The organism is Psychrobacter glacincola (genome assembly GCF_904846215.1).
Classification (GTDB): domain Bacteria; phylum Pseudomonadota; class Gammaproteobacteria; order Pseudomonadales; family Moraxellaceae; genus Psychrobacter; species Psychrobacter glacincola.
Genome location: NZ_CAJGZK010000015.1, coordinates 1 through 23885, shown reverse-complemented (window position 1 = coordinate 23885; position 23885 = coordinate 1). Strand labels below are relative to the sequence as shown.

General features: G+C 42.6%; 20 protein-coding genes. 8 read left to right on the top strand and 12 right to left on the bottom strand.

Annotated features, from left to right (window positions below):
- Positions 1–27: 27 nt before the first annotated feature.
- A complete protein-coding gene (locus tag JMW90_RS09400) occupies positions 28–339 on the top strand; it encodes an RnfH family protein (protein WP_227691925.1) in 312 nt (103 codons plus the stop codon).
- A 55-nt stretch (positions 340–394) separates the two neighbouring features.
- Here the strand turns inward: JMW90_RS09400 and JMW90_RS09395 are convergent, their stop codons facing one another.
- Positions 395–811 carry an outer membrane protein assembly factor BamE gene (locus JMW90_RS09395; RefSeq protein ID WP_201563521.1) on the bottom strand — a complete coding sequence of 139 codons (417 nt, stop codon included), beginning with the start codon at positions 809–811 and terminating at the stop codon, positions 395–397.
- 324 nt (positions 812–1135) lie between these two features.
- On the opposite strand from JMW90_RS09395, the gene fur reads away from it, so the two are divergent.
- Positions 1136–1570 carry a ferric iron uptake transcriptional regulator gene (gene fur, locus JMW90_RS09390; protein ID WP_201563519.1) on the top strand — a complete coding sequence of 145 codons (435 nt, stop codon included), beginning with the start codon at positions 1136–1138 and terminating at the stop codon, positions 1568–1570.
- A gap of 109 nt (positions 1571–1679) precedes the next feature.
- On the opposite strand, the gene JMW90_RS09385 is transcribed toward fur, so the two are convergent.
- Entirely contained in the window at positions 1680–2801 is a 1122-nt protein-coding gene (locus tag JMW90_RS09385) for a PilT/PilU family type 4a pilus ATPase (protein WP_201563517.1), read from the bottom strand.
- A gap of 73 nt (positions 2802–2874) precedes the next feature.
- The gene (locus JMW90_RS09380; protein ID WP_201563515.1) at positions 2875–3927 is read right to left on the bottom strand and encodes a type IV pilus twitching motility protein PilT; all 1053 of its coding nucleotides are present in this window, start codon (positions 3925–3927) and stop codon (positions 2875–2877) included.
- Positions 3928–4242: 315 nt separating this feature from the next.
- Between JMW90_RS09380 and JMW90_RS09375 the strand changes: the two genes are divergently transcribed.
- Positions 4243–5007, top strand: coding sequence for a YggS family pyridoxal phosphate-dependent enzyme (locus tag JMW90_RS09375; protein ID WP_201563513.1), 765 nt, complete (start codon positions 4243–4245; stop codon positions 5005–5007).
- Positions 5008–5173: 166 nt separating this feature from the next.
- Here JMW90_RS09375 and paeA read toward each other — a convergent pair whose 3' ends face one another.
- Together paeA and JMW90_RS09365 are read right to left on the bottom strand one after the other, a co-directional pair.
- Entirely contained in the window at positions 5174–6451 is a 1278-nt protein-coding gene (paeA, locus tag JMW90_RS09370) for a polyamine export protein PaeA (RefSeq protein ID WP_201563511.1), read from the bottom strand.
- Positions 6452–6827: 376 nt separating this feature from the next.
- The gene (locus tag JMW90_RS09365) at positions 6828–8531 is read right to left on the bottom strand and encodes an NAD+ synthase (protein ID WP_201563509.1); all 1704 of its coding nucleotides are present in this window, start codon (positions 8529–8531) and stop codon (positions 6828–6830) included.
- Positions 8532–9305: 774 nt separating this feature from the next.
- Here JMW90_RS09365 and JMW90_RS09360 point away from each other — a divergent pair.
- The 3 genes from JMW90_RS09360 (at position 9306) to epmA (ending at position 12767) form a co-directional block, all read left to right on the top strand.
- Positions 9306–10445 (top strand): AI-2E family transporter, encoded by a 1140-nt coding sequence (locus JMW90_RS09360; protein ID WP_201563507.1) that lies wholly within the window; start codon positions 9306–9308, stop codon positions 10443–10445.
- A 105-nt stretch (positions 10446–10550) separates the two neighbouring features.
- Entirely contained in the window at positions 10551–11705 is a 1155-nt protein-coding gene (locus JMW90_RS09355) for a 4-phosphoerythronate dehydrogenase (protein ID WP_201563505.1), read from the top strand.
- 39 nt (positions 11706–11744) lie between these two features.
- Complete coding sequence (epmA, locus tag JMW90_RS09350) at positions 11745–12767, top strand: EF-P lysine aminoacylase EpmA (RefSeq protein WP_201563503.1); 1023 nt, start codon at positions 11745–11747, stop codon at positions 12765–12767.
- Positions 12768–13014: 247 nt separating this feature from the next.
- Here the strand turns inward: epmA and JMW90_RS09345 are convergent, their stop codons facing one another.
- The 6 genes from JMW90_RS09345 to JMW90_RS09320 all read right to left on the bottom strand — a co-directional run bounded on the left by JMW90_RS09345 (position 13015) and on the right by JMW90_RS09320 (position 18206).
- Positions 13015–13653 (bottom strand): NAD(P)H-binding protein, encoded by a 639-nt coding sequence (locus JMW90_RS09345; protein ID WP_201563501.1) that lies wholly within the window; start codon positions 13651–13653, stop codon positions 13015–13017.
- A 188-nt stretch (positions 13654–13841) separates the two neighbouring features.
- Positions 13842–14291, bottom strand: coding sequence for a YaiI/YqxD family protein (locus JMW90_RS09340; RefSeq protein ID WP_201563499.1), 450 nt, complete (start codon positions 14289–14291; stop codon positions 13842–13844).
- Positions 14291–15646, bottom strand: a complete 1356-nt coding sequence (locus JMW90_RS09335) for a 5-(carboxyamino)imidazole ribonucleotide synthase (protein WP_201563497.1) — start codon at positions 15644–15646, stop codon at positions 14291–14293. Before JMW90_RS09335 ends, JMW90_RS09340 begins: the two co-directional genes overlap by 1 nt.
- 241 nt (positions 15647–15887) lie before the next feature.
- Positions 15888–16448: a 5-(carboxyamino)imidazole ribonucleotide mutase gene (gene purE / locus JMW90_RS09330; protein ID WP_201563495.1), complete on the bottom strand. Its 561-nt coding sequence runs from the start codon at positions 16446–16448 to the stop codon at positions 15888–15890.
- 103 nt (positions 16449–16551) lie between these two features.
- A complete protein-coding gene (locus JMW90_RS09325; protein WP_201563493.1) occupies positions 16552–17523 on the bottom strand; it encodes a metallophosphoesterase in 972 nt (323 codons plus the stop codon).
- 74 nt (positions 17524–17597) lie between these two features.
- On the bottom strand, positions 17598–18206 hold the full coding sequence (locus JMW90_RS09320; RefSeq protein WP_201563491.1) for a rhomboid family intramembrane serine protease: 609 nt from the start codon (positions 18204–18206) through the stop codon (positions 17598–17600).
- 316 nt (positions 18207–18522) lie between these two features.
- On the opposite strand from JMW90_RS09320, the gene JMW90_RS09315 reads away from it, so the two are divergent.
- Entirely contained in the window at positions 18523–20028 is a 1506-nt protein-coding gene (locus JMW90_RS09315; protein WP_201563489.1) for a hypothetical protein, read from the top strand.
- A 597-nt stretch (positions 20029–20625) separates the two neighbouring features.
- On the top strand, positions 20626–22227 hold the full coding sequence (locus tag JMW90_RS09310; protein WP_201563487.1) for an OmpA family protein: 1602 nt from the start codon (positions 20626–20628) through the stop codon (positions 22225–22227).
- A gap of 255 nt (positions 22228–22482) precedes the next feature.
- On the opposite strand, the gene nagZ is transcribed toward JMW90_RS09310, so the two are convergent.
- The gene (nagZ, locus tag JMW90_RS09305) at positions 22483–23568 is read right to left on the bottom strand and encodes a beta-N-acetylhexosaminidase (protein ID WP_201563485.1); all 1086 of its coding nucleotides are present in this window, start codon (positions 23566–23568) and stop codon (positions 22483–22485) included.
- Positions 23569–23885 lie beyond the last annotated feature (317 nt).

Below are 23885 nucleotides of genomic sequence, written 5' to 3'. Positions count from 1 at the left end.
GTATTTCTCTTATTTAGGACTGACTATATGATAACGGTATATTTGGCCTATGCGGAAGACGCCCAGCGTCAGCATTACTTAACTTTGCCAGTGATTGATGGTACAACCCTGTATGAAGCATTAAAGCAAGCTGGTTGGTTAACACAGTTTGAAGGACTAGCAAAATGGTGCGATGAGGTGATTGATGTGGCAGTGCCGACAGCCAAACGTTGGTATGTCGGCGTCTATGCGCAAAAGCAGCCACTCAGCTATCGGTTGCAGCCTCTTGATCGGATAGAGGTATATAGGAGCTTAAGCGCTGATCCTATGTCTCAGCGCAAAAGCAAATCTCGAGTTTGATGGTTAACGCTCGCTATTGAAGCGATTGTTCAAGAAGAGGCTACTTAGAAAAGAATTATTTAGGAAGAGACTCTAAGCCTTCAATGCGAGTCACTATACCATTATTATCAAAGTAAACCTTTAGATGCTGACTGGCGTTTTTAACGTCAGCGATACCTTTACGTTGACCTTCAGTCCCTGCTTGATAGTCATAAATATAGTCCCAACGGTTCGGCTCTAGGGTATCTCTAATCGCTGGACTACCAAGAAGATAAAGCACCTGATTTTGATTCATACCCACTTGTATTTTTTGTGCTTGGGTTTGAGTAATAGGTGTCCCTTGTGGCAAATCGATTTTATAAACACTGAGCAACGAGCAGCCAGACATCGTAACAGCGACGCCCAATATGCTGGTAATGACCATCTTGCGTAATGCACTTGTAGAATGAAACGGACGTAAATTTAGGGTCTTTATCATGGTAAGATGACTCATAAAAAATGGGTTGGGTACGGCTAAGCACAGTAGATGCTGGTCTTACCGAAAATCTTAGATAAATGATACGTCATTTACTTGCAATTGCCTACCACTTACGACATTATTTACCAAACGATCTCTTGCGTCATTTATTATTTATATTTTAAATTCATAGACTTATGGTTATATTTTTTGGAAAAAATGTACTGGAAATGCATTTGATAGTGACTGATTTGTTATGAGTATGATTTTTTACAATCACCTATTCATCAGCACTGATGATTATTCACCTTATATTTTTTGAACTTATTTGCTAAGACTTTCATAGTCAGAAGGGATATTATGGCTTCTTTTACCAACCAAGATTTACGTAGAGCGGGTTTGAAAGTAACGTTACCGCGTATCAAAATTTTAGAGCTGCTTGAGAGTGCAAAGCTGCATCATATGAGCGCAGAAGAGGTTTATAAAGCCCTGATCGAGCAAGGCGAAGATGTGGGTCTGGCAACTGTCTATCGCGTGCTGACTCAGTTTGAGCAGGCAGGTATTGTCGAGCGTCATAATTTTGAAAACAATCTGTCAGTGTTTGAAATTACCCAAGAAGAGCATCATGATCATCTGGTTTGTGATAACTGCGGAAAAATTGTCGAATTTCATAATAAAGTGATTGAAGAAGAACAGCTCAAAGCAGCAGCAGAACATGGCTTTAAGTTATCGGGTCACTCACTGGTACTATATGGTATCTGTAATGACCAAGCGTGCAGAGACAGCGTAAAATAGTGATCAAAATATCGATAAGTTAAAAGTAAAAAAGCCCTCATATTATGATGAGGGCTTTTTTGTGGTTTTTTAGGCATGAAACACACTAACGGTGGTTAAAAATACCTATTTAGGTAATGTCTAACGATAAACTATCGGCGCCTTCATCCAAATTTGCCAAGCCATTTTTGCTGCTGAGCTTGATTTTTAAGCGCAAATCATTGGGAGAATCAGCATGGAGAATCGCTTCTTTATAAGTAATCTCACCGTGCTCATATAAATCAAACAGCGCTTGGTCAAAGGTTTGCATACCGCTATCACGCGAGCGTGTCATGACATCTTTGATCTCATGTACTTCACCTTTACGGATATAATCGCTAATCAGCTGTGAGTTTAACAAGATTTCAATAGCAGCGCGGCGTCCTTTGCCATCAGGCGTTGGAATTAATTGCTGGGCGATAATGGCTTGCAAGTTAAGCGACAAATCCATAAACAATTGATTATGGCGACTGGTCTCAAAAAAGTGAATAATACGGTCGATTGCTTGGTTGGCATTATTAGCGTGCAAAGTTGCAAATACCAAATGCCCCGTTTCAGCATATTGAATCGCGTAACTCATGACTTCGCGATTACGAATCTCACCAATCAAAATGACGTCAGGCGCTTGGCGCAAGGTATTTTTTAGACCAGCTTCAAAAGAGTGAGTGTCGATACCGACTTCGCGCTGGGTAATAATACAGCCACGATGTTTATGAACAAACTCGATAGGGTCTTCTATGGTAATAATATGACCGTGAGAGTTTTGATTACGATGTCCTATCATTGCTGCAAGCGTGGTTGATTTGCCAGTACCTGTTGCGCCAACCAATAGAATAATACCGCGCTTTTTCATCGCCAGCTCTTTTAGGGCTGGTGGCAAGCGCAACTCTTCAACGGTTGGGATATTATTCTCAATTTTCCGTAAAATCATTCCTGCCATGTCACGCTGTATAAAGGCACTGACTCGAAAACGTGCTTGCTGCGCTTGGTCGGTAATGGCAAACTGACACTCATTGGTCTCATCAAATTCCTTTTGCTGATTGACGGTCATGACCCCTTTGACCAGTCTCATGGTTTGCTCAGCAGTCAAAGGCGTTTTTCCAACGGGCATTATTTTCCCATTAATTTTCATGGAAGGGGCAACATCGGCGGTAATAAAAAGGTCGGAGCCGTTTTTATTAATCATCAATTGTAAAAGTTTATCAATGTCCATAGCGTCCCTGCATCTGCAATAAATAGAGTAAAATTTGTTTCGATATACTTTTAAAGATTGCCAATAACTGCTTTTATATAAATGCTTCAGGCTGCTTGGCATAAGGTCGTGCAACGTCTTTGCTAATAGTGCCTTTGGCTACCAAGTTTTTAAGGGTTTGATCGAGAGTAATCATGCCATCACCAGCACCGGTTTGGATAGAAGAATACATTTGGGCGATTTTATTTTCACGTATCAGGTTACGAATGGCTGGCGTACCGAGCATAATCTCATGCGCGGCAATTCGCCCGCCTGTTTGACGACGTAACAGCGTCTGTGAGATAACGGCTTGTAGTGACTCTGATAGCATCGCTCGAATCATGTCTTTTTCAGCGGCAGGGAAGACGTCAATGACGCGGTCAATGGTTTTGGCCGCAGAACTGGTGTGCAAGGTACCGAAGACTAAGTGTCCAGTTTCAGCGGCAGTGAGTGCCAAGCGTATGGTCTCAAGGTCACGTAGCTCACCAACTAGAATAACGTCTGGATCTTCACGTAAAGCTGAGCGTAGTGCTGGCTCGAAACCTAACGTATCGCGATGTACTTCACGCTGATTAATTAAGCTCTTTTTTGACTCATGAACAAATTCAATCGGGTCTTCGATAGTCAAGATATGCTCTTTACGGGTTTCATTGATATAATCAATCATGGCTGCCAGCGTGGTCGACTTACCTGAGCCGGTTGGACCAGTGACCAATACCACGCCACGCTTAAAGTTTGAGACACGCTTAAAAACTTCGCCCATACCTAGATCTTCCATCGTCAAAACTTTGGATGGAATGGTACGAAAGACCGCGCCAGCACCGCGATTTTGATTGAATGCGTTTACCCGAAAACGTGCTAAATTTGGAATCTCAAAAGAAAAATCCGTTTCAAAAAACTCTTCAAAATCGGCACGTTGCCTATCATTCATGATGTCATAAATGAGTTGATGCACCACTTTATGGCTCATCTCTGGCATATTAATTCGAGTCATCTCGCCATCGACTCGAATCATCGCAGGCATACCGGCTGAAATATGTAAATCTGAAGCCTTATGCTTGACGGTAAAACGTAGCAAGTCTTCAATGCTTAAATTTTGTTCAGCCATAATCGGATATTCCTATTAATAAATAAGGTATGGTAAAAGCAACACATGAAGCAGGCGATAAGCAGGATTCTATGACATTGTTTGAGCCAACCTCATCAAGATAGGGTAGGTCTCACTATAATTATTACCATTGCTATAACTTTTAGTAGCATGTGTTAAACCATGTAACAATATCATAACAAGACTGTACTGATTTAACCATCTACTAACTGGATAAAATGCAAAAATAGACTGACGGGCTTTCCAAATAGCAACAATGCATCGCTATAATCACCTCTCTTCTATTTCAAACTCATTACATCAACCAGAGTTTCTATGACTATGACTTCTCAGCAAGCACCCAATCATGTCGCGAATAACCTTATCAATAATAATGAAGCAGAAGCTCAAAACCTGACTCTGATTGAGAACTGGCAGCAGGCAAAGGCACAAGTAGTACAAGCTTGCGAACAAGTGTTGCGGGTGCCGAGTAGTATGACTTTGCTTGCAGTGTCCAAAACCAAATCTGCTGATATGGTGGCGACATTGGCGCGTCAAGGTCAATGTGATTTTGGCGAGAACTATCTACAAGAGGCGATTGAGAAAATCCAGTTGTTACGAGAGCAAGCGCAATGCGAGCATATTGTCTGGCACTATATCGGTAGTATTCAGCGCAATAAAACCCGTGATATTGCTGAGCATTTTGATTGGGTGCAAACGCTTGAGCGTGACATCATCGCTAAGCGTCTCAACGACCAACGTCCAGATGGAATGCCACCTTTAAACGTCCTAATTCAAATTAATATTGACAATGAAGACAGTAAGTCGGGGTGTTTGCCAGAGCAGCTTCCAGAATTGATAATAGCAATGAAAGCTTATGAGCGTTTGCAATTGCGCGGGCTGATGATTATTCCTGCTAAGGCAAACACAGATGCTTTTAAGCGAACCAAACAATTATTTGACGACATTAAGCGTACCCATCCTGATCTCAGTCAATGGGATACGCTGAGTATGGGTATGAGCGACGATATGGGCGATGCGATTGCTGGAGGTTCCACTATGGTACGCGTTGGTACAGCAATATTTGGTGCGCGTGCTTGATCGAATTTTAAGAAAGTATAGCGCTACTTTTATTGGTTTTTCGTAGCCTCTGTCTGCGCAGGCACAGCAAGCAAGAAAAATAATAATAGTAGCGCACTATGATATTCGCTTTTCTTTTATTTAAGACACCAGCTAATAAGCAATTATCAAAGATGAAATGCAGCATTTAATCAATGACCTCTTCAAACTTTGTCACCAGTAGCTGAGTTATTTTGAGATTATCGGTTGCGATAATCTCAAAACGATAATTGGCATACTCGACGCTGTCTGTTTTTTTAGGAATTTTACGCAGCATATACATCATAAAGCCGCTGATGGTTTCGTAATTTTGGCTATGTGGTAAATTGACCATGCCCAATGAACGAATCACATCTTCAATAGGTGTCATGCCATCAATCAGCCAAGAGTTGTCCGTGCGCTGGACAATCGGCTGCTCTTCTAAAGTGACCAGCTCGCCCATCACGATGCTCATTACATCTTTGAGCGTAATAACACCAACGACCAACGCATATTCATTCACAATCACGCCGAAATCTGCACCCGTTGACTTAAACGTTTCCAGCACTTCAAACAACGATAAGGTATCGGGAATAAACAAGGCAGGTTTTAGCAACGCTTTATCTGTCAAACAAACTTCTTGCTGTTCAAGTACTGATGCTAAAAAGCTGCGTGATTCTACATAACCGATGATATGTTCTAAGTCATCGTCATTACAGATCAAGAATTTATTGTGCGGCTGCTTAATCATGACCTCAACCACTTGTTCGGTGCTGGCTTTGGTATCAAAATAGACAATATGCTCACGTGGATTCATAACTGAGGTCACGGTACGCTCTTGCATCTCAAAGATATTTTCAATCAGATGATGCTCTTGATGCTTAATAACACCGGCTTCCGCACCGGCATCCATCACCGCATAAATATCTTCTGAGGTCATTTCATCTTGGCGGACGGTTGACACACCGATGAGTTTAAACAGTAGGTTTGCCGCCCCATCAAATACCCAAATAATGGGCTTAAAGATAAAAATCAAGAAAATCATCGGTCGAACCATTTTGATGGCGATAGGTTCAGCATTAGACATCGCCAAACGCTTGGGCATCAAGTCTGCAAACAACACAAAAACACTGGTGACCAATATAAATGACACCACAGACGCTGCCGTCTCATTACCAAACAGACGTTGTAAATAAGGACTGACAGCGGATTCACCTATGACCCCTGCCAAGATGGCGACCGCATTGAGCGCCACTTGTACCACGGTAATAAAGCTGCCGGGTTGCTCTTGCATATTGAGCACATCGAGTGCTCGTACTTCGCCTTCCTTGGCCATGACTTGTAGCTTGATTTTACGGGCGGAGGCGAGCGCCAACTCAGAACTGGAAACGACAGCGCTTAGCGCAATTAATATAAAAATAAACACACCAGCGGTTAGCAAGCTCATGACATACTCGGATAGAAATAGGTAAGGTAGATAGAGTGAATATAATGATTGAAATTAATAATTGGTAGATTTTGAGGTATAGTCAGTGAAAAGTAATATCGACACATTATGTACTGCTGATATCAATTTTTCTTGCTTGCTGTGCCCATGCAGACAGAGGCTGCAAAAAATTTATACTAGCAGCACTGTAGCGTTTTTGAGATATTTTGACTATACAAGACATTTATTATTAGCATTTATTTAGGCACAAAAACTAAAAAAGCTGGGCAAGCACCCAGCTAATTATAAAACAGTTTTATGATATTAGATAAAAACTTAAATTTATCAAACCCTTAAAAGAGTACTCTAAAAGGTTTGATAAATTCAGTGTCAAGGCTTAGCCTTTTATTGACCATTTATTAACGAGAGGATAGCGGCGCTCACGACCAAAGGCTTTATGGCTAATCTTGGTACCAATCGGTGCCTGCGAGCGCTTGTATTCACTATTATCAACCATTTGAATCACCTTAGCGACCAAATCAGCATCAAACCCTTTATCCACAATATCTTGATAGCCCATATCTTCATCGATATATGACATTAAGATACCGTCTAGCACATCATAATCAGGCAAGCTGTCTTGGTCTTTTTGATCAGGACGTAGCTCAGCAGATGGTGGACGCGTAATGACGCGCTCAGGAATAACAGGCGTATCTTCTAAACGGTTACGGTAGGTGGCCAATTTATAAACTTGTGATTTGTATACGTCTTTTAAGACGTCAAAGCCGCCCGCCATATCGCCATATAAAGTTGAGTAACCAACGGCTAGCTCTGATTTATTGCCAGTGGTGATGACCAAATGGCCAAATTTATTGGACAGAGCCATTAGTACCACACCGCGTGCCCGTGCTTGGATGTTCTCTTCGGTGGTATCGGCAGGCGACTTGTTGAATAGTGGCGCAAGCGTATGACGGATACCTTCGACCGCATCAAAGATAGGACAAACGGTATAAGAGACATTGAGACGGCGTGCTTGAGCTTGCGCGTCCTCTAGGCTGATTTGCGAGGTATATTCATAAGGCATCATGACCGCGTAAACCTTATCAGCACCTAGCGCGTCGACCGCGATACATAATGTCAATGCTGAATCAATACCGCCTGATAGACCGACGATGATGCCAGTAAATCCTGAAAGATTGACATAATCACGCAAACCAACGACCAATGCTTGATACATCTCTGATTCACGGCTTAATGACAACGGTGCTTTTGCTTGTGTATCAAATTTTGCTGTTTTTGTATCAAAGCTTGCCAGTAGCAACTGATTCATAAAGCGTGAGGCTTCATGGGCGACGCTACCATCTGCTTGAATGGCCATAGAGCCGCCGTCAAATACCAAATCATCTTGACCGCCAACGGCATTAAGATAAACGATAGGTAAGTTATTTTCGCGGCTACGCTTGGTCAGCATGGTTTTACGGGTATCTTGTTTTTCGATCTCAAATGGTGAAGCGTTTAAGCTCACAATAAGGTCAGCACCTTGCTTTTTGAGCTCAGCAATCGGACCTTTTTCCCATAAATCTTCACAAATCAGCAGACCAATGGTGATGCCTTTATAATCAAATAAGACTTGATTACGTCCTTTATCAAAGTAACGGCGTTCATCAAACACGCCGTAGTTTGGCAAGATTTGCTTATGATAAAAGCCTTTTTGATGACCGTTATGCAAGATAGCGGCTGAGTTAAAGGTGCCATGATGATCAACATGCGGATAGCCAACAATCATGACGATATTATCAATGTCGCTTAGCGTCGATAATGCACTTTTGATACGTCCTGAAAGACTAGGACGTAGCAATAAATCTTGCGGCGGATAGCCTAATAAAGCCAGCTCCGGAAAAACAATCACATCAGCACCTTGCTCGCGTGCTTGCAGTGCTAGGGTACGCATTTTTTCAGCATTGGCTTTGATATCGCCAACTAAGAAGTGTGATTGGGCTAGGGCAAACGTAACACTATCTTGCGATTTTGAAGCTTGATTGCCTTTATTAGAAGCCGTAAGGTTGGGGTTGTCAGTGTCTTTTGCAGTGTCTTTTGACATTGTTATTGTTCCTATCAATAGGTTATGTAAATCTGTTAGATGTTTCTTAGTTTCAAATAAAACCAAATGAAACTATGTTTCCGAAATCCACTCAAAATATGTATTTTCAATCACTCACTCAAAATAAGATGCTTAAATAGGGCATCAGTATCAAACATGTATAGGCATGAATGTCAGGCAGAGGTACCATCTCAATTTATGCAGCGCTACTCTAAACACAATGCTAAATATCGTCTAGAGCAGGATAACAGGCAAGAAGTTGTTTTAAAAACGCTAGGGGCTCATCTTGATAAAACCAAACCAACAGAGCGCCATTTAAAAGCGTAAATGAATACCTTTAGTATAACATCAATTGATGCTACTAATAGAACCAGCCAGTGATTTAGCCCTCTAGATGACAGATATAAAAATACATAGAAAGCGCATATTCCCTATGTTTTTGTTAAGATAATTCTGTTCTATAGGTTTTGGCAATCAACATCAGTGACGATACAGGCACTATCAAAACAGGCACTATCAAATTTGCTCCTAAGAAAGTTGTAAGTAAAGGTTACAACATAGCCTTATTTATTTGAGTGGTTTTGCTGCATAATACGCTTTTGCTGTTGGTTTGCTTAAGCCTATAAAAGCAGATATTTTATCCAAATCCGTACTGCCCAAAACCTTCGCTAATGGTTGAAAATTACAAACATAAACTGTGATTTGACAACCCATTTATAAATTTTATAGTAGAGCCTTATTAGGTTTCTGCTGGTCACCCTTGGTTTGTACGCTATGATTGAAAACTGGACAAAAGAATTTATTATTCAGCGCTTGCTGGCAATTACCTTATTGGTCGTGCTGTTTGTACTGTGTTTTCAAGTGGTACAGTTTTTTATTGTGCCGGCACTGTGGGCTGCAATTTTGGCGTATGTCACCTTTCCTGTTTATAACTTTTTTCATCAAAGGGTCAGGTTTAGCTCAAACTTTAGCGCGGCGATTATGACCCTCAGTATTACTTTGATGATAGGCGTGCCCTTGGTGGCTGGTATTTTTATCTTACAGCAAGAAGCGTTAAGCCTGATCAGTAATTTGGTCTATCGTATTAAAGTAGGTTATCTGGATGTACCTGACTCTGTCAAAGATTTGCCAATAATAGGGCAACAGGTCAAAGATGTGCTTTGGCGCATTAATAAGAACCCTGAAGGGACGCTAGAGGCTTTTCGTCTTTGGGTACAGTCTCATCTGTATTATGGCAAAATCGCCTTTGACGTTGTGTTCAGTAGTCTTGCCAAACTTGGTATGGCGCTTATGACCTTGTTCTTCTTTTATCGTGATGGCACAAGCTTGGTTCGCCAAATCCGCCAAGCGCTGCGTAATATCATCGGCAATCGTATCGATGGTTATATTGATTCTGTCGGTACTACCACGCGTGCGGTGGTTTACGGTATTGGGCTGACAGCTTTGGCGCAGGCGATATTAGCAGGTATCGGCTATTATTTTGCCAGTGCACCAAGTCCTATTTTGATGACGATATTAACGTTTATCATTGCCTTGATCCCGTTTGGTACCCCATTCGTTTGGGGCAGCGTATCACTTTTTCTGCTCAGTCAAGGGCATACCGTTGAAGGTATCGGCTTGGCACTGTGGGGCATCTTAGTGATTAGCTGGGTTGATAATCTTATCCGTCCTATCGTCATTAGTGGTGCGACCAAAATCCCTTTTATTATCATCTTTATTGGGGTTTTAGGCGGCCTGACTGCTTTTGGTTTTGTTGGTTTGTTTATCGGTCCTGTGGTACTGGCAATCGGACTTGCGGTATGGCGTGAATGGATATCGCAGCATAAAAATGATCTGTTTGCCCAACAAGAAGAGCTGGATCAAGGTAAAAACCTGATTAAAGTGAATCGGTCAAACCAAGACACACTTTTATAAGCGCGTTTATAGTAAAGCAATCATCTAAAACGCTTAAAGTCATATATCAGATTATCCATATTCAATGAGACGGTAGCGAGTACTATGAAAAACAAGGTAGATACGATGAAAAATCTCACTATTGTGGCTGATAGTAATATCGCAAGCCTTGATGAGTTCTTTAATCCTGTAGCACTGGGTCAAAATACTGAGCAACAGGTGCAGGTTATACGTGTTGCTGGTCGTGATATCAATGCACAATTACTGGCAGATGTGCAGCCTGACGTATTGTTGATACGCTCTGTCACTTCAATAAATGAATCATTATTAAGCGATAATAATAGCGTCAAATTTGTTGGTTCTGCGACCATTGGTACTGACCATGTCGATCAAAAATATTTGGCAGAACGCAATATTACCTTTGCCAATGCCGCTGGCTGTAGCAAGCATTCAGTCGCACAATACGTAGTGACCGCTATTTTGACCTTGCGTCCGCAGTATGGGGCAAAATCTATGACGCCATTAACAGTGGGCATCATTGGGCTTGGTAATATCGGTAGTACGCTCGCTCAGTATGCTAGTGATTTGGGCTGGAAAATATTGGGTTATGATCCATTGTTAACCACATCCGATATCAATAACGCCAGTCTTGAGCAAGTATTGAGCCAAAGCGACATAGTAAGTTTACATCTCCCTTTGACGGATAAAAAAGATACCGATACGCAAGGCGCAGTTAGCATTAGCAATAATGTCAGCGACTATCCAACGCGTCATTTAATTAATGCAGAAACGTTGGCACTGATGTCGCCGCATACCATGCTGATCAATAGTGCGCGCGGACCTGTGATTGACGCCGCCGCTCTCGAAGCCGATATCGATGCGACTGAACGCCAAGTGGTATTGGATGTGTTTGAACATGAGCCACAGATTTCTGAGAGTTTGCTATCAAAGCTTGCTATTGCCACGCCGCATATTGCTGGTTATACCTTAGAAGGTAAGCTGCGCGGCACGCAAATTATCTATGATGCCTTATGTGAAAAATTGGCAGTACTGCCTGTATTATCGATGCAGCAGCTGCTACCACTCAATACCTATCTATGGTCTGAGCTAAAAGAAAATCCAGACATACTACCAAAGTTTTATGATATTAAAAAAGACGATGCGGCATTAAGAAGTAAAATAAAGAGTGGTAAAGTGAAAGGGCCTGATTTTGATCAGCTACGCCGTGATTACCATTTGCGCCGTGAATGGCAAACATCAATGGTCAATGTGACTGTTTGAGTATCTGTTTTTATGATTTATGAGGCACTGTAATCCGCTATGAGTGACGCCAATAATCAGCCTTTGTCTAAGCCGAGCTATGCCCCAACGATGACCCTTGTGATGGCGCAGCAGCGAGCGCAATTGATGAGTGCCATTCGTCAGTTCTTTGCCATGCGTCAAGTATTAGAAGTGCAGACGCCATTATTATCGCAAGCGGGCAATACCGATACCTTTTTGCAATCCGTAGCCGCACATGTAACTTATCAAGACAAACCTTGTACTTATTATCTGCATACGTCACCTGAGTTTGCCATGAAGCGTTTGCTTGCCAGCTGGCAGGTGCCTATGTATCAAATTTGCCCCGTATTTCGAGATAATGAGATAGGCGCGCGCCATAATATTGAATTCACGATGCTTGAATGGTATCAGCCGAATTATAGTCTGGATGATATGGCGGCTGAGCTTGGCGAGCTATTAGAGCTGCTCTATGGTCATCCGATAATCATGAGTCATTATCGCTACGTTGATGCTTTTATGGATTTTGTTGGTATTCATCCGCTGACAGCCAGTCTAGCGGCGCTACAGGCGGTGGCAGAAGATAAAGGGCTAATAGGTTTTGATTTTAATAGCGTAGAGAGCTGCGATAGCGAAAAAGACCGTCGTCAAAGCTGGTTGGATTTATTATTTAGCCATGCTGTTGAGCCAAATTTGGGTCACGATTTGCCGACGTTGGTGATTGAATATCCGCCTGCAACTGCCGCTTTGGCAAAGACCGCTGTTGATAAAGAGGGGAATATAGTTGCCAAACGCTTTGAGCTTTATATAAAAGGCATTGAGATTGCCAATGCTTATGATGAGCTAGCAGACGGGCAAGCGTTAAGGGAACGATTTGAACAGGATAATGCATTGCGAGGGCGTCATAACTTGCCACAAATGCCTATTGATATGCATCTATTAGCCGCATCTAATGACTTAATACCTTGTAGTGGTATCGCCGTTGGTATCGACAGATTATTCATGGTAATCACAGGGGCAAGTAGCTTAGAGGAAGTAATCCCTTTCCCTAGTGGTTTGGCTTAGGCACTCTTTGATAGACTTACTATATAGTGAAAATGTCTCAAAAACGCTACAGTGCTGCTGGTATAAATTTTTTGCAGCCTCTGTCTGCATAGGCACAGCAAGCAAGAAAAATTAATATCAGCAGCACTTGATGTATCGATATTACTTTTCTCTGACTATATTTACTACTTATTTGACCAGCCTATTATAAAAAAGCGAGTAACCCATTAGGCTTACTCGCTTTTTTCTTTTTTACCGAAGTTGCTTATTATAGTTTTGTGATAGCTTGCTCAATCGCTGTCTCACCATTATGCATACTAAAGATTTTCTTAGTTGTATTACTTGCACCAAGTACAGCAACGAGCGTAGTTGCAACATCTTCGATTGAGTTTTCACCGGAATGATCATCATTGATCATAATTTTTCCAGTAGCAGCTCGCTCTTTTAACGCCCCTGCTTGTACGATGGTATAATTAAGACTGCTATTATTGATTAACCACTGATCCGCATAATGCTTGCAGATATAGTATTCTTTTAAATCTGCAATATTTGGATTGTCCCATTTGCTGGTATCTAAGGAAAAGACCGTGCTTAGCATGATATAGCGTTTGATACCTTTATCTTGTACTGCTTGCATGGTTTTGACCGCCCCATGTAAATCTACCTCTAATACATCTTTACCACCAGAACCGGCGACGAAATACACGGCGTCGATATCTTGATCAATTTGCTTTTGGATTGTATCTTTATTGGCAGTGATATCTAAATCTAGTTGGCTGTAATTATCGTCATTGAATAACTTTTTTTCTTGACGGGTAGTGCTGATTACTTGATGGTCATCTGCTAATAGCTGTTTAACCAAATCAGTCCCCACTCGACCACTCGCGCCTATCACTAAAATTTTCATTATTATTCCTGTTGTTATCTGCTTTATCGTAATTTTAAAAACGGCTTGTCTTAAACGTTGAATATAGCGTAACAAGAAAAATCGGCACGCTTCGTTATGAAACGTGCCGATTGAATAGTGTTTGGTTATGGAGTGTATACGGTTTGCAAGGTGATAAAAAAACCAAACTAAACATAAAGCGTTTGAAATTAGCGTACTAACTTGTTTAGCCCATCGGCAAAGGCTTTTTTATCACGATCGCCATAAGGTTTCTGTCCGCTCATTTCTTGCAGCTCAAGCACGCCAGTACCACGCATGGTATCCATAAAATCGCGCATATTGAGCTTCTGCTTGATATTATTTTTGTCATAGACCACACCGCGTGTGGTCAATACCATACCGCCTTTGTCCAATATATCATTGGCCAAAGGGATATCGCTGGTAATCGCCAAATCACCCGGCTGAATCTGCTCAACGATATAGTCATCGGCTTTGTCAAAGCCTGAGGGCACGACAGTCATCACCAGTAGAGGCGATTTCCGCAGCTTGATGGGCTGATTGGCGACAAAGATTGCCTTCGTTTGTGTGCGCTCAGCGGTTTTGATAATCAAGTCTTTGGCAATCAAAGGCACTGAATCGGCATCTACCCAAATCTGCATTATTTCTTATCCTTCTCTGCTTTAGAGTTGGCTGACTCAAAATTTTGTTGCTCATTATCATCATTTACTGAGCTTTTTTTATGTTTAACGTCAGCCTTTACTTTAGCAGTTATTAGGTCATCTTCTGCCGTTGCCGGATTATTGAGGGGCGTTACCTTTTTATCAAGACCGACTTTATTAGGCAGGACGGCGATAAGCTTTGCCAATGCAGGCTCTAAGTCTGCGACATCATTTGGCATCAAGGTAATATGGGCAATTTTACGGTCATCGCGCTCTGCTTTATGGTAGCTGTGATAATGGACGCCATCGATATTGAGTACTTCGCTGATATCAGGATATTGTCCTAAGATATTAATCATAATTGCTGGATAGACGTTGTCAGTGTCGCCTAGTGGCAGATTGACTACGGCACGAATATGATTTTCAAATTGGCTGGTGACAGCACCTTCAATACTCCAGTGACCAGAATTATGCACGCGCGGCGCTATTTCGTTGGCAAGTAGAGTGTCATTGCCGCGCGCATTTTTGGTCACAAATAGCTCAAGCGCCATCACGCCAACATAGCCCAAATGATTCATGACGTTGGTAATGGCATCAGTTGCTTGCTTGAATAAATGACTGGTACCAATAGCTGGTGCTTGGGTTTTGGCCAAGATACCCTGATGATGATGGTTTTCGACCAAATCATAACAGCGTACCTGACCGTTTTGACCTCGTGCGGCGATAATAGAAAGCTCACGACTAAAGTGAATAAAACCTTCTGCAATCAGTGGTGCTGGCGTTTGCGTCAGTGAGCCTTTACCTGTAACGGCATCTTTGAGCTCTTGCCAAGCAGCTTTGATATCACGGTCGGTTCTAATCACAAACTGACCTTTGCCATCATAACCGCCTCGGCTGGTTTTTAGGACAATAGGCAATCCAAGCTCATGACAAGCTTGCTGTAACTCTGCCTCTGAGCTAACGGATATAAAAGGCACTGTTGCGATATCAAGCGAATTAAACATCTGCTTTTCTTTTAAGCGATCTTGCGCGATATCTAGGGCAATCGTTGGTGGAAACATGCCTTGTTTGCTACCCGATTTTGATAAGTTTGCTAGTTGTTCGACGGTCGCAGTTGGGGTATTTTCAAACTCCAAAGTGAAGACGTCAGCTGCTTCAATAAAGGCATCTAATTGCTCGCTGCTAAAAACGCGTCCATATAGACTTGCCGGACAGTCAGCGCTGTCTTCCAAAAACACACACTGATAGCCCAATGGCATCGCCGCTTGTGCCAGCATCATGCCAAGCTGACCACCGCCTAAAATCCCAATGGTACGGATAGTTTGAGTAACAGGGTAAGCGTTCGCTATGGTCATGGCAGGCTCTTTGATTTAAATAAACAAGGGGTTAAATGCTTCAATGTAAAAAATATAAAGGCATATCGATATAAAGGGTATAAAAGTCTAACGAATTAAAATAGGAAAAGGTGCATTGTATGCACCTTGTATTTAGTAAAACCTATCTAAATTTAAATATCAAGTAAACCCGCTTATATTTAAAATGAACGATAAAAAATGCTAAATATGATAATTATTTTCCAGTCGCTTAAGTTAAATACTAAGGATTGATAATACCGGGCGTTGGACTGGCAAGAATGGTGTCAGTTTGCGCTTGACGCATATTATCAAGCTTAGTCGCAATCGATTCATCATGTAACGCCAACACTTGAATGGCAAGCAGCGCGGCATTATAAGCACCAGCTGAGCCAATCGCTAATGTGCCAACTGCCACGCCTTTAGGCATCTGAACGATCGACAGTAAGCTATCCCAACCACTCAGCATAGAGGATTTTACGGGAACACCAAAGACAGGTAGCGGCGTTTGACTCGCACACATACCGGGCAAATGGGCTGCTCCGCCAGCGCCAGCGATAATCACTTGTAAGCCATTACCTTTTGCGCTTTTGGCATAGTCAAATAACCTATCCGGCGTACGATGCGCTGACACTACTTCACATTCAAAAGCGATATCAAAGTCTGCAAGCAATTGTGCCGCCGCGCTCATGGTCGCCCAATCAGATTGTGAGCCCATGATAATGCCAACTTTTGGTTGACCAACAGGGGAGGTGATAGGTGCGTTCTGATCAATAGCGTTAACCGTCGCTGAGATGATGCTCATGCTTTGATATCCTCAAAAAGACCATCATACAAAAATTTTGCTGCATTCGTAAAGCCAAGTTTGCGCTTTCATAGCAAACTAACAGTAAAATCACTTATATATCTTAAAGAGAACCCAGTATGTGGCTATCCTGATCGTGACAATATTGGATAAAGTTACTGGCTTTTAGTGGTAGTGGTTGCTCAGTATCAAGCTGATAGCAAGTCAGATAACCGCTGTCTACCGCCGCTGAATAATCAGTACAGGCAACTTGTGAACTCAGTGGCTCAGGCGTGCCAGTTAGCCAATAATGACCGACAAATACAGGCTTTTGGGTCTTTAATGCAAAGTCGATGTTTTCAGCCAATGCATCTTCAGGGATTTGCGCCAACGCCGATAAAGGTGCGCGCGCTACTTCATGAATGCTGCGTGTATTCAGGGCATCAAGCCACCAGCATACTCGCACGCGCGTGCGCTTGGTTCCTTCTTTATCGACCATCACTAAGCCATTAGGTAAAGGAGTTTCGACACCCTTTAATACGCGCTCTAATGCATCAAACGCTACAGTACCTTCTTTAGACGTTGCGAGCAACCCTTGTACTGTCAGGCAATTATTATCTGTCAATAATGGCTGTAACATTGCCATGCTATCGACATCCCAGCAAGCATGGACAAAACAAGCATAGTCGGTTTCAAGCCACAATGGGATCTCATACAAGCGCTGCAGCCAGTACTGATGTGTCTCTGATCCAAATGGCACTTCTGTCAAAAACGCCTCATGCTGGCGGGTATGTGCCTCATTATGTGAGCGCAGATATTGGCGGGCAGCATCGGGATCAGGCGTGGCAAAGGCGAGGGCATTATATTCATGATTGCCCATTACGGCACCAGCGACATCGGCATCTAGCATAGCAAAGACCAGCTCTAACGTTGTGACCTGCTGTGAGCCGCGGTCAATCAAATCACCGATAAACAGCGCGCGATGACCAGATGGCGGCACAAAGTACTGACCGTTATGCACATAACCCAGTTGTTTTAACAATCCGATCAGCTTATCTGCATAGCCGTGGATATCACCAATAATATCTATAATCATAATAAAGCATCAACGTTAACTATAAAGCTATTTAAAAATATCCAAGATATAAAGTAAATCCATAATAGCATTGCCTAAAAACCTGGCGACAATAACGCATTTAGAAAATGCGGCAGGACTTGTGGCTCTAAAATAATCGTGGCTATGACACCGAATGCGCCGCCCCACATATGTGCCATATGATTGATGTTTGAGCCGCCGCGTTTATCAGCATAGATACTGTAAGCGACATAGGCCACTGCAAATAAGATAGCTGGGATAGGGATAATCGCAAACAGATAGATTTTTTCCCAAGGAGCAAGCAATATAAACGCAAACAATACAGCAGAGACACCGCCTGATGCGCCAAGACTTAAATAACTGGCACTTTGCTTGTGCTTAATATAACTTGGAATCATCGCAACAATAATAGCCAGTACATAAAAAAGCAGAAAGCCATAGCCGAACAAAAATTTCTGGTATAAACCCTCAATGGCACGACCAAAAAAGTATAAAGTGAACATATTAAAAAGCAGATGCATGCTATCAGCATGGATAAATCCATGAGTAACAAAGCGATCCCATTGACCATTGTTCACGGCTGGCGGATAAAAAATCAGTCGATTAAACAGTGCTTTGTTTTGCCACGCCAATAGACTGACAATAACCGTAATAATAATGATAAGCGTCGTCTGGTTAAACAAAGGAGCGTCCTTAGGTTAAGTCTGATAGATAGCAGTAATAAGTACGACAATGTTTATAGCTTGGCTTTTATTGGTCATTGTCATCCAGATATGATCGATAGATAGTCACGTACCCATGCTAATAATATTAGCGGCAATCAGGGTGCAAAAACCAATATGCGACAAAATTGTGCTTTAATGCTTGTTTATATCGAATAATATAACATCGTGCGAGCGACAATGAGTAATGCTTCGTATAGTGACAGTAACGACTGTATTACCAATCAAAATATATCGACTATATGTATAACATTAACGCTGACAGAGGCAGTAACTTATGAGTATCATCGACCAACTAGAGCAAACGGTGACCCCAGCTATATTGGGTAACAATGGTAGCGTCTCCCATGTCAGCTTATTAGAGCAATTTTATGCGATTTTGGCGTCGCGTTTGGCATTGCCACATATATACTCACAGTTAGTGCGTATTGATGCCACCGTTATCAGTGAAAATGTCGCACAACCACCATTATTTGAGCAACTTTGGCAAACCGCCAGCTTACGTCGGTTGATGATTCAAGAGCTGGCATCGACCCATCATATTGATGAATTTACGACGATGCAGCTGCTGATAAATGCCGCGCCACTGGCCTATCAAGAGTTAAAAATACTGGCAAATGGACAGTTTTTGCCAGCGTTTTTACAAGGTGAACAAGCCTCATTGCGCCCTTATTTGCCAATATGGTCTGCACCTATCATTGGTGCGCCGCAGCATACTGATGATGAGCTGTTTCAGAGCCAGAGAGTATTGGCAGGGACTGTGATACCAGCTGTTGCTTTAAATAACTACGAGCCCGCCGCTGTCGATATTATTGCTTCACCGAGTTTCACAGCAGAATCGCCGATACCAACTTTAGATGAGCGTCTCAGCACTGATTCGATTCATGTCAGTCCAGCAGAGCATCATTTGGCAGAAAATAGCAGCCTACGCCGAGAAAAAACCCGTACCCGAAATCAACGTAATGACATGTTGCTATGGACGTTTGTATTACTAGGGGCAGTGACCGCTATTGGACTTGTGTGGGCATTATTAATCAAGCCCAATGACACGCCGCCCGTTCAAGCAGTAGTGACAACGCCAATTGTCGTGCCGCCTGTGATTGAACCGCCAGTACAAGTATCAACGCCGATTGAGCTGATAGTTGCGGTAGATAATAATGGCAGTCTTTATACCTGTAGTGGGTCTGTGGGCGATGTCGCGCTACAGAGTCTTTTGCAACAAGCGCTGAATACCAGCTTTGGTGAGCAAGCGGGGATGTGTCAGCTGACCGTCAATGGAGGCGTTGCCAGCAGCGTTGCCAATATGCCAATAGAGGCATTACCCAATGTGCTGACATTATTGAGATCAGTGCCGTTTGCGCGCTTACAATTACAAAATGATCGCATTACGGTAGAAGCGCCAGACACCATGCAGCTGCAGCGTTTAATGACGGATATGCGTACATTGCTACCAGCGATGATGATTGAGAGTACTGCGCCACTACCATTACCTAGCAACCCTAACAATATGAATAATGGCGTCTTGGAACAACAAGGCATGGCGACCAATAATTTTGATAATCAATTTGCAAACGCCCCTACAAATAACAGCGCTAATAATGTGGAATATCAAGCGCCAGACGATGATACCAACGATAGTGTGATGCCAGCACCTGTCAGAAATAATAATACTAATGATTTTAATAACTCGCCTTCAGGCTCAAATGGATCTATCTCTTTATCTGAAGTTGATGACATGGCAAACAATGTCATTGTGGTTGAACCCGCTCAAGTGAGAAGATAGACCGCTATCGCTTTTGAAGACTATAAGAGTTTCAAAAGTGTCTTATATTTTATAGGGCACTTTTTTGTTTATACTAATAAGCAACTTTTTAGGCAATATTTGATTGGCACTGTTCTCATATTGAAAGTGAATAGTGAGCTGATTATATGTTAGCAATTTTTACTTTATAGGCGTTATAGTTACGAGTGACAACTGAAAGATTACTTATTGTAGCATTTGCACAACATCCTGTTGATTGTGAACATCTTCTTAATAGTTTTATAATAACAAAAGCTGAATTTGGTCATCGCCTATTTTATAGCGTGGCTAGGTGTTATTTCAGACGATTAGATTTTAGATTACTACTGATATAGATGACCGGTGTTATATAGTTAAAATATCTCAAAAACGCTACAGTGCTGCTGGTATAAATTTTTTGCAGCCTCTGTCGGCTAGGCACAGCAAGCAAGAAAAATTAATATCAGCAGTACTTGATGTATCGATATTACTTTTCCCTGACTATAGATTAGCACTGTTATATATAACGCTCTGTGTTTTGAGCGCATAAACGATATAAAACAAACCATATAAAATAATGATAAATTGAGGAAGGATGTTATGGATATTATCAGTCATTTGACACGGACAGTCAGTCCAGCAGTACTTGGAGACGATCACAGTCCTGCCAAGAAAAACTTGCTTGAACAGTTTTATGCTATTTTCGCGGCGCGTTTAGCAGACCATCAGACCCATGACCGTTTTGCCAATGAAAATATTGCTCGCGATGACCAAGGTTTTTATGACCGTGTGTGGACAGAAGACGCCCATCGCGACCAAATTGCCCGTGAGCTTGCGGGTAAGCATAACATCGATGTCACGGCTGTTCGTGGCTTAATTGCTATGGCAGCACCGCTTGCTTATCATGAAATCAAAAGTTTGGCAGGCACGACGCCTGTATCACAATTTTTAAATGATAATAGTGACAGTTATCAGCGTCATATCCCTGTATGGGCAACGGCTGTATTGCCTGTTGGCGCGATTGCTGCTGCTCCTGTTTCTACGGGTACGCGTATATCAGATACCGTGAGCACCGCGCCGCTACAGCGTGAAGAAGAAAAAGACGGCAGCTTTATGAAGGCGCTATTACCTATTATTGGTTTGATTATTTTAGGTGCTTTGGCATGGGCGTTATTAAGAGGCTGCCAAGACAAGCCTGAGCCGGTCGGCAAGCCTGTTGTAACAGAGCAACAAGCAGCAGATAGTGATGGGCAGGCAGTTGCAGCCGATATTGCACCAGCATCCTTGCGTATTGCTACTGATGAGAATAGTGAGCTATATGCTTGCCGTATGGATGTGGGTAATGACACGCTACAGAGCAATGTCATGACTGCACTGACTGGCGTGTTTGGTGATGCCGCCAATAGTTGCCGTACAGATATCGATAATAACTTCTCAATCGATATGCCAGCGACTGCGCAGCTTGCCACTATTTTGCCTATTTTCAAAAATGTTCCAAATGCTAGTATGCTGGTTAAAGGCGATACGATTACGGTCAATGCTGCTGATACTGCCGCTTTAACCAAATTGGTATCTGATTTACAAGCTGCTGCGCCAGCGATGACGGTCATTGCTGAAGGTCCACTCGATGAGCAAACTGAGATTGCTGATAGTCTAGCAGCGTCTGAGGCAGCCATGGATAATTTGGGGCAAAACCCAGATCCTCGTGATGTCGCTCGCGCCTTAAGTCTACAAGTGGTCAATTTTGAAGTAGATAAAGCGGTGATTCCTGATGCCAATAAAGCGATATTGGACCGCGCTGTGAAGCTAATGGAGCAAGTGCCTGATATGACGCTGATGATTATCGGTCATACCGATAAAACAGCGGATGCTGCTTATAATCTGAAGCTGTCAGAAGAGCGTGCTCAGGCAATGAAGGCGTATTTGGTCGCCCAAGGTGCGGATCCTAGTAAGCTTATGACCAAAGGTATGGGCGAGACCGATCCTATAGCGGACAATACGACAGACCAAGGTCGTTTCCGTAACCGCCGTATTGAGTTTGTGGTCTATGATGAAACGACTCCGGCAAACGATGGCTTAGCGCTTAATAGTGATGCACTTGATCCAGACCTAAATCCATTAGACAGCGATAATGACGATTTAATGCCAGACGCTGATGATGCTAGCCGTGGTACAGCATTGGATCCAGCCGCAACCAATTAAGCGAAGTGTTAAAATATATTGAATTTATCTATAAGTCAGAAAACGCAAAAACCGCATCTTAATCAAGGTGCGGTTTTTATTTTGTCTAGCTTGTCATATCAAATTAACTTGATTGCCACTTATTAGATGTATAGTCAAAATACTTTAAAAACGCGACGCTACTGCTGGTATAAAGTTTTTGCAGCCTCTGTCTGCATGGGTACAGCAAGCAAGAAAAATTGATACCAGCAGTACATAATGTGTCGATATTACTTTTCACTGACTATAGCTAGTCGGGTCTTTTAGCTCAAGGTTAGCGGGTGCTTGAGAGTCTAATGCAGTAGGAAAGAACGTCTGCGAGATATTTTCTTTTGCTTGTTGCCAATAGTCAAACTGCTGACAAGTCGCTTCAAGGTCGCCTTGCCAAGCGGGTATCTGTCCACACATAGTCTTGATACGTTTTTGATTGGGATAGGGCAGCTCTTGCGCCGCTTTTGCTGCTTCATGAGCCGCGACACGGTCATTACAGACCAAAGCAATATCACAGCCAGCGTTAATCGCTGCTTTGACACGTGCACTGACATCACCCGCAGCTTTTGCCCCTGCCATAGACAAATCATCAGAAAACAATACCCCGTCAAAATTCAGCTGCTCACGAATAATGTCTTTGAGCCAAATCTTAGAAAAACCTGCCGGTTTATTATCTACTTGCGAAAAAATCACATGTGCTGGCATCAAAGCATCAAGCCAAGGCAACGTTTGCGCAAATGGCTGCATATCACTGTTCATAATCTCATCTAAGCTACGATCATCGATGGCTTCCGCAACATGCGAGTCGGGGGCTATTGCACCGTGACCAGGGAAATGCTTGCCTGTCGTTGCCATGCCAGCGGCTTTCATACCACGCATAAACTGTGCTGCCAAAGCAATAATAGCTTGCGTCTCATGATGAAAGCTACGATCGCCAATAACTTGGCTGATACCATCTCTATCGAGCACTGGTGCAAAGCTCAAATCAATCCCGACAGCCAATACCTCCGCTGCCATAAGATAACCACAATCATAAGCGCACTCTAGAGCGCGATTAGGGTCTTGATTAAATAATTCACCAAGTCTTCCCATCGCTGGCAGTGGCGTAAAACCGTTACGCAATCTAGCAACGCGTCCGCCTTCTTGATCGACCCCGATGAGGATATCAGCATTGTGACAACGTATATCGTCACACAGCGCGCGCACTTGCGCGGCATCGGTCACGTTTCTGGCAAATAATATGACCCCACCTACTTGTGCTTGTCTAATTAAGCTGACATCTTCAGCCGTCAGCGCGGTACTATCGATATCAATCATTAAAACGCCGTACATTGCGTGATCCTTATGAGGTTATATATTGTTATATGCTACGCTAAACTAAAAAATCATGAGAAATGACAGCTATTATTCATCGCTATTAGGGTCTTATTATGACAGTAATTGCGAGTCGAGCCTAATGTATCACGGGAAGGCATTTTAATACATCCTAGATTAACACATGAAGTGCAATATCAAATGCGAGGGGGAAAAAAAGACCTAGATGCGCTAGCATCAAAGTCTTTATCCACCGACCAAAGTGAGATTGCAACCATGAACTATACACATCTAAGCCTAGGGGAACGATACCAGATTTATGCCCTTATAGGGGC

Coding starts and splice junctions, on each gene's coding strand:
- JMW90_RS09400 (WP_227691925.1), top strand. CDS start 28: ATGATAACGGTATATTTGGCCTATGCGGAAGACGCCCAGCGTCAGCAT.
- JMW90_RS09395 (WP_201563521.1), bottom strand. CDS start 811: ATGAGTCATCTTACCATGATAAAGACCCTAAATTTACGTCCGTTTCAT.
- fur (WP_201563519.1), top strand. CDS start 1,136: ATGGCTTCTTTTACCAACCAAGATTTACGTAGAGCGGGTTTGAAAGTA.
- JMW90_RS09385 (WP_201563517.1), bottom strand. CDS start 2,801: ATGGACATTGATAAACTTTTACAATTGATGATTAATAAAAACGGCTCC.
- JMW90_RS09380 (WP_201563515.1), bottom strand. CDS start 3,927: ATGGCTGAACAAAATTTAAGCATTGAAGACTTGCTACGTTTTACCGTC.
- JMW90_RS09375 (WP_201563513.1), top strand. CDS start 4,243: ATGACTATGACTTCTCAGCAAGCACCCAATCATGTCGCGAATAACCTT.
- paeA (WP_201563511.1), bottom strand. CDS start 6,451: ATGAGCTTGCTAACCGCTGGTGTGTTTATTTTTATATTAATTGCGCTA.
- JMW90_RS09365 (WP_201563509.1), bottom strand. CDS start 8,531: ATGTCAAAAGACACTGCAAAAGACACTGACAACCCCAACCTTACGGCT.
- JMW90_RS09360 (WP_201563507.1), top strand. CDS start 9,306: ATGATTGAAAACTGGACAAAAGAATTTATTATTCAGCGCTTGCTGGCA.
- JMW90_RS09355 (WP_201563505.1), top strand. CDS start 10,551: ATGAAAAATCTCACTATTGTGGCTGATAGTAATATCGCAAGCCTTGAT.
- epmA (WP_201563503.1), top strand. CDS start 11,745: ATGAGTGACGCCAATAATCAGCCTTTGTCTAAGCCGAGCTATGCCCCA.
- JMW90_RS09345 (WP_201563501.1), bottom strand. CDS start 13,653: ATGAAAATTTTAGTGATAGGCGCGAGTGGTCGAGTGGGGACTGATTTG.
- JMW90_RS09340 (WP_201563499.1), bottom strand. CDS start 14,291: ATGCAGATTTGGGTAGATGCCGATTCAGTGCCTTTGATTGCCAAAGAC.
- JMW90_RS09335 (WP_201563497.1), bottom strand. CDS start 15,646: ATGACCATAGCGAACGCTTACCCTGTTACTCAAACTATCCGTACCATT.
- purE (WP_201563495.1), bottom strand. CDS start 16,448: ATGAGCATCATCTCAGCGACGGTTAACGCTATTGATCAGAACGCACCT.
- JMW90_RS09325 (WP_201563493.1), bottom strand. CDS start 17,523: ATGATTATAGATATTATTGGTGATATCCACGGCTATGCAGATAAGCTG.
- JMW90_RS09315 (WP_201563489.1), top strand. CDS start 18,523: ATGAGTATCATCGACCAACTAGAGCAAACGGTGACCCCAGCTATATTG.
- JMW90_RS09310 (WP_201563487.1), top strand. CDS start 20,626: ATGGATATTATCAGTCATTTGACACGGACAGTCAGTCCAGCAGTACTT.
- nagZ (WP_201563485.1), bottom strand. CDS start 23,568: ATGTACGGCGTTTTAATGATTGATATCGATAGTACCGCGCTGACGGCT.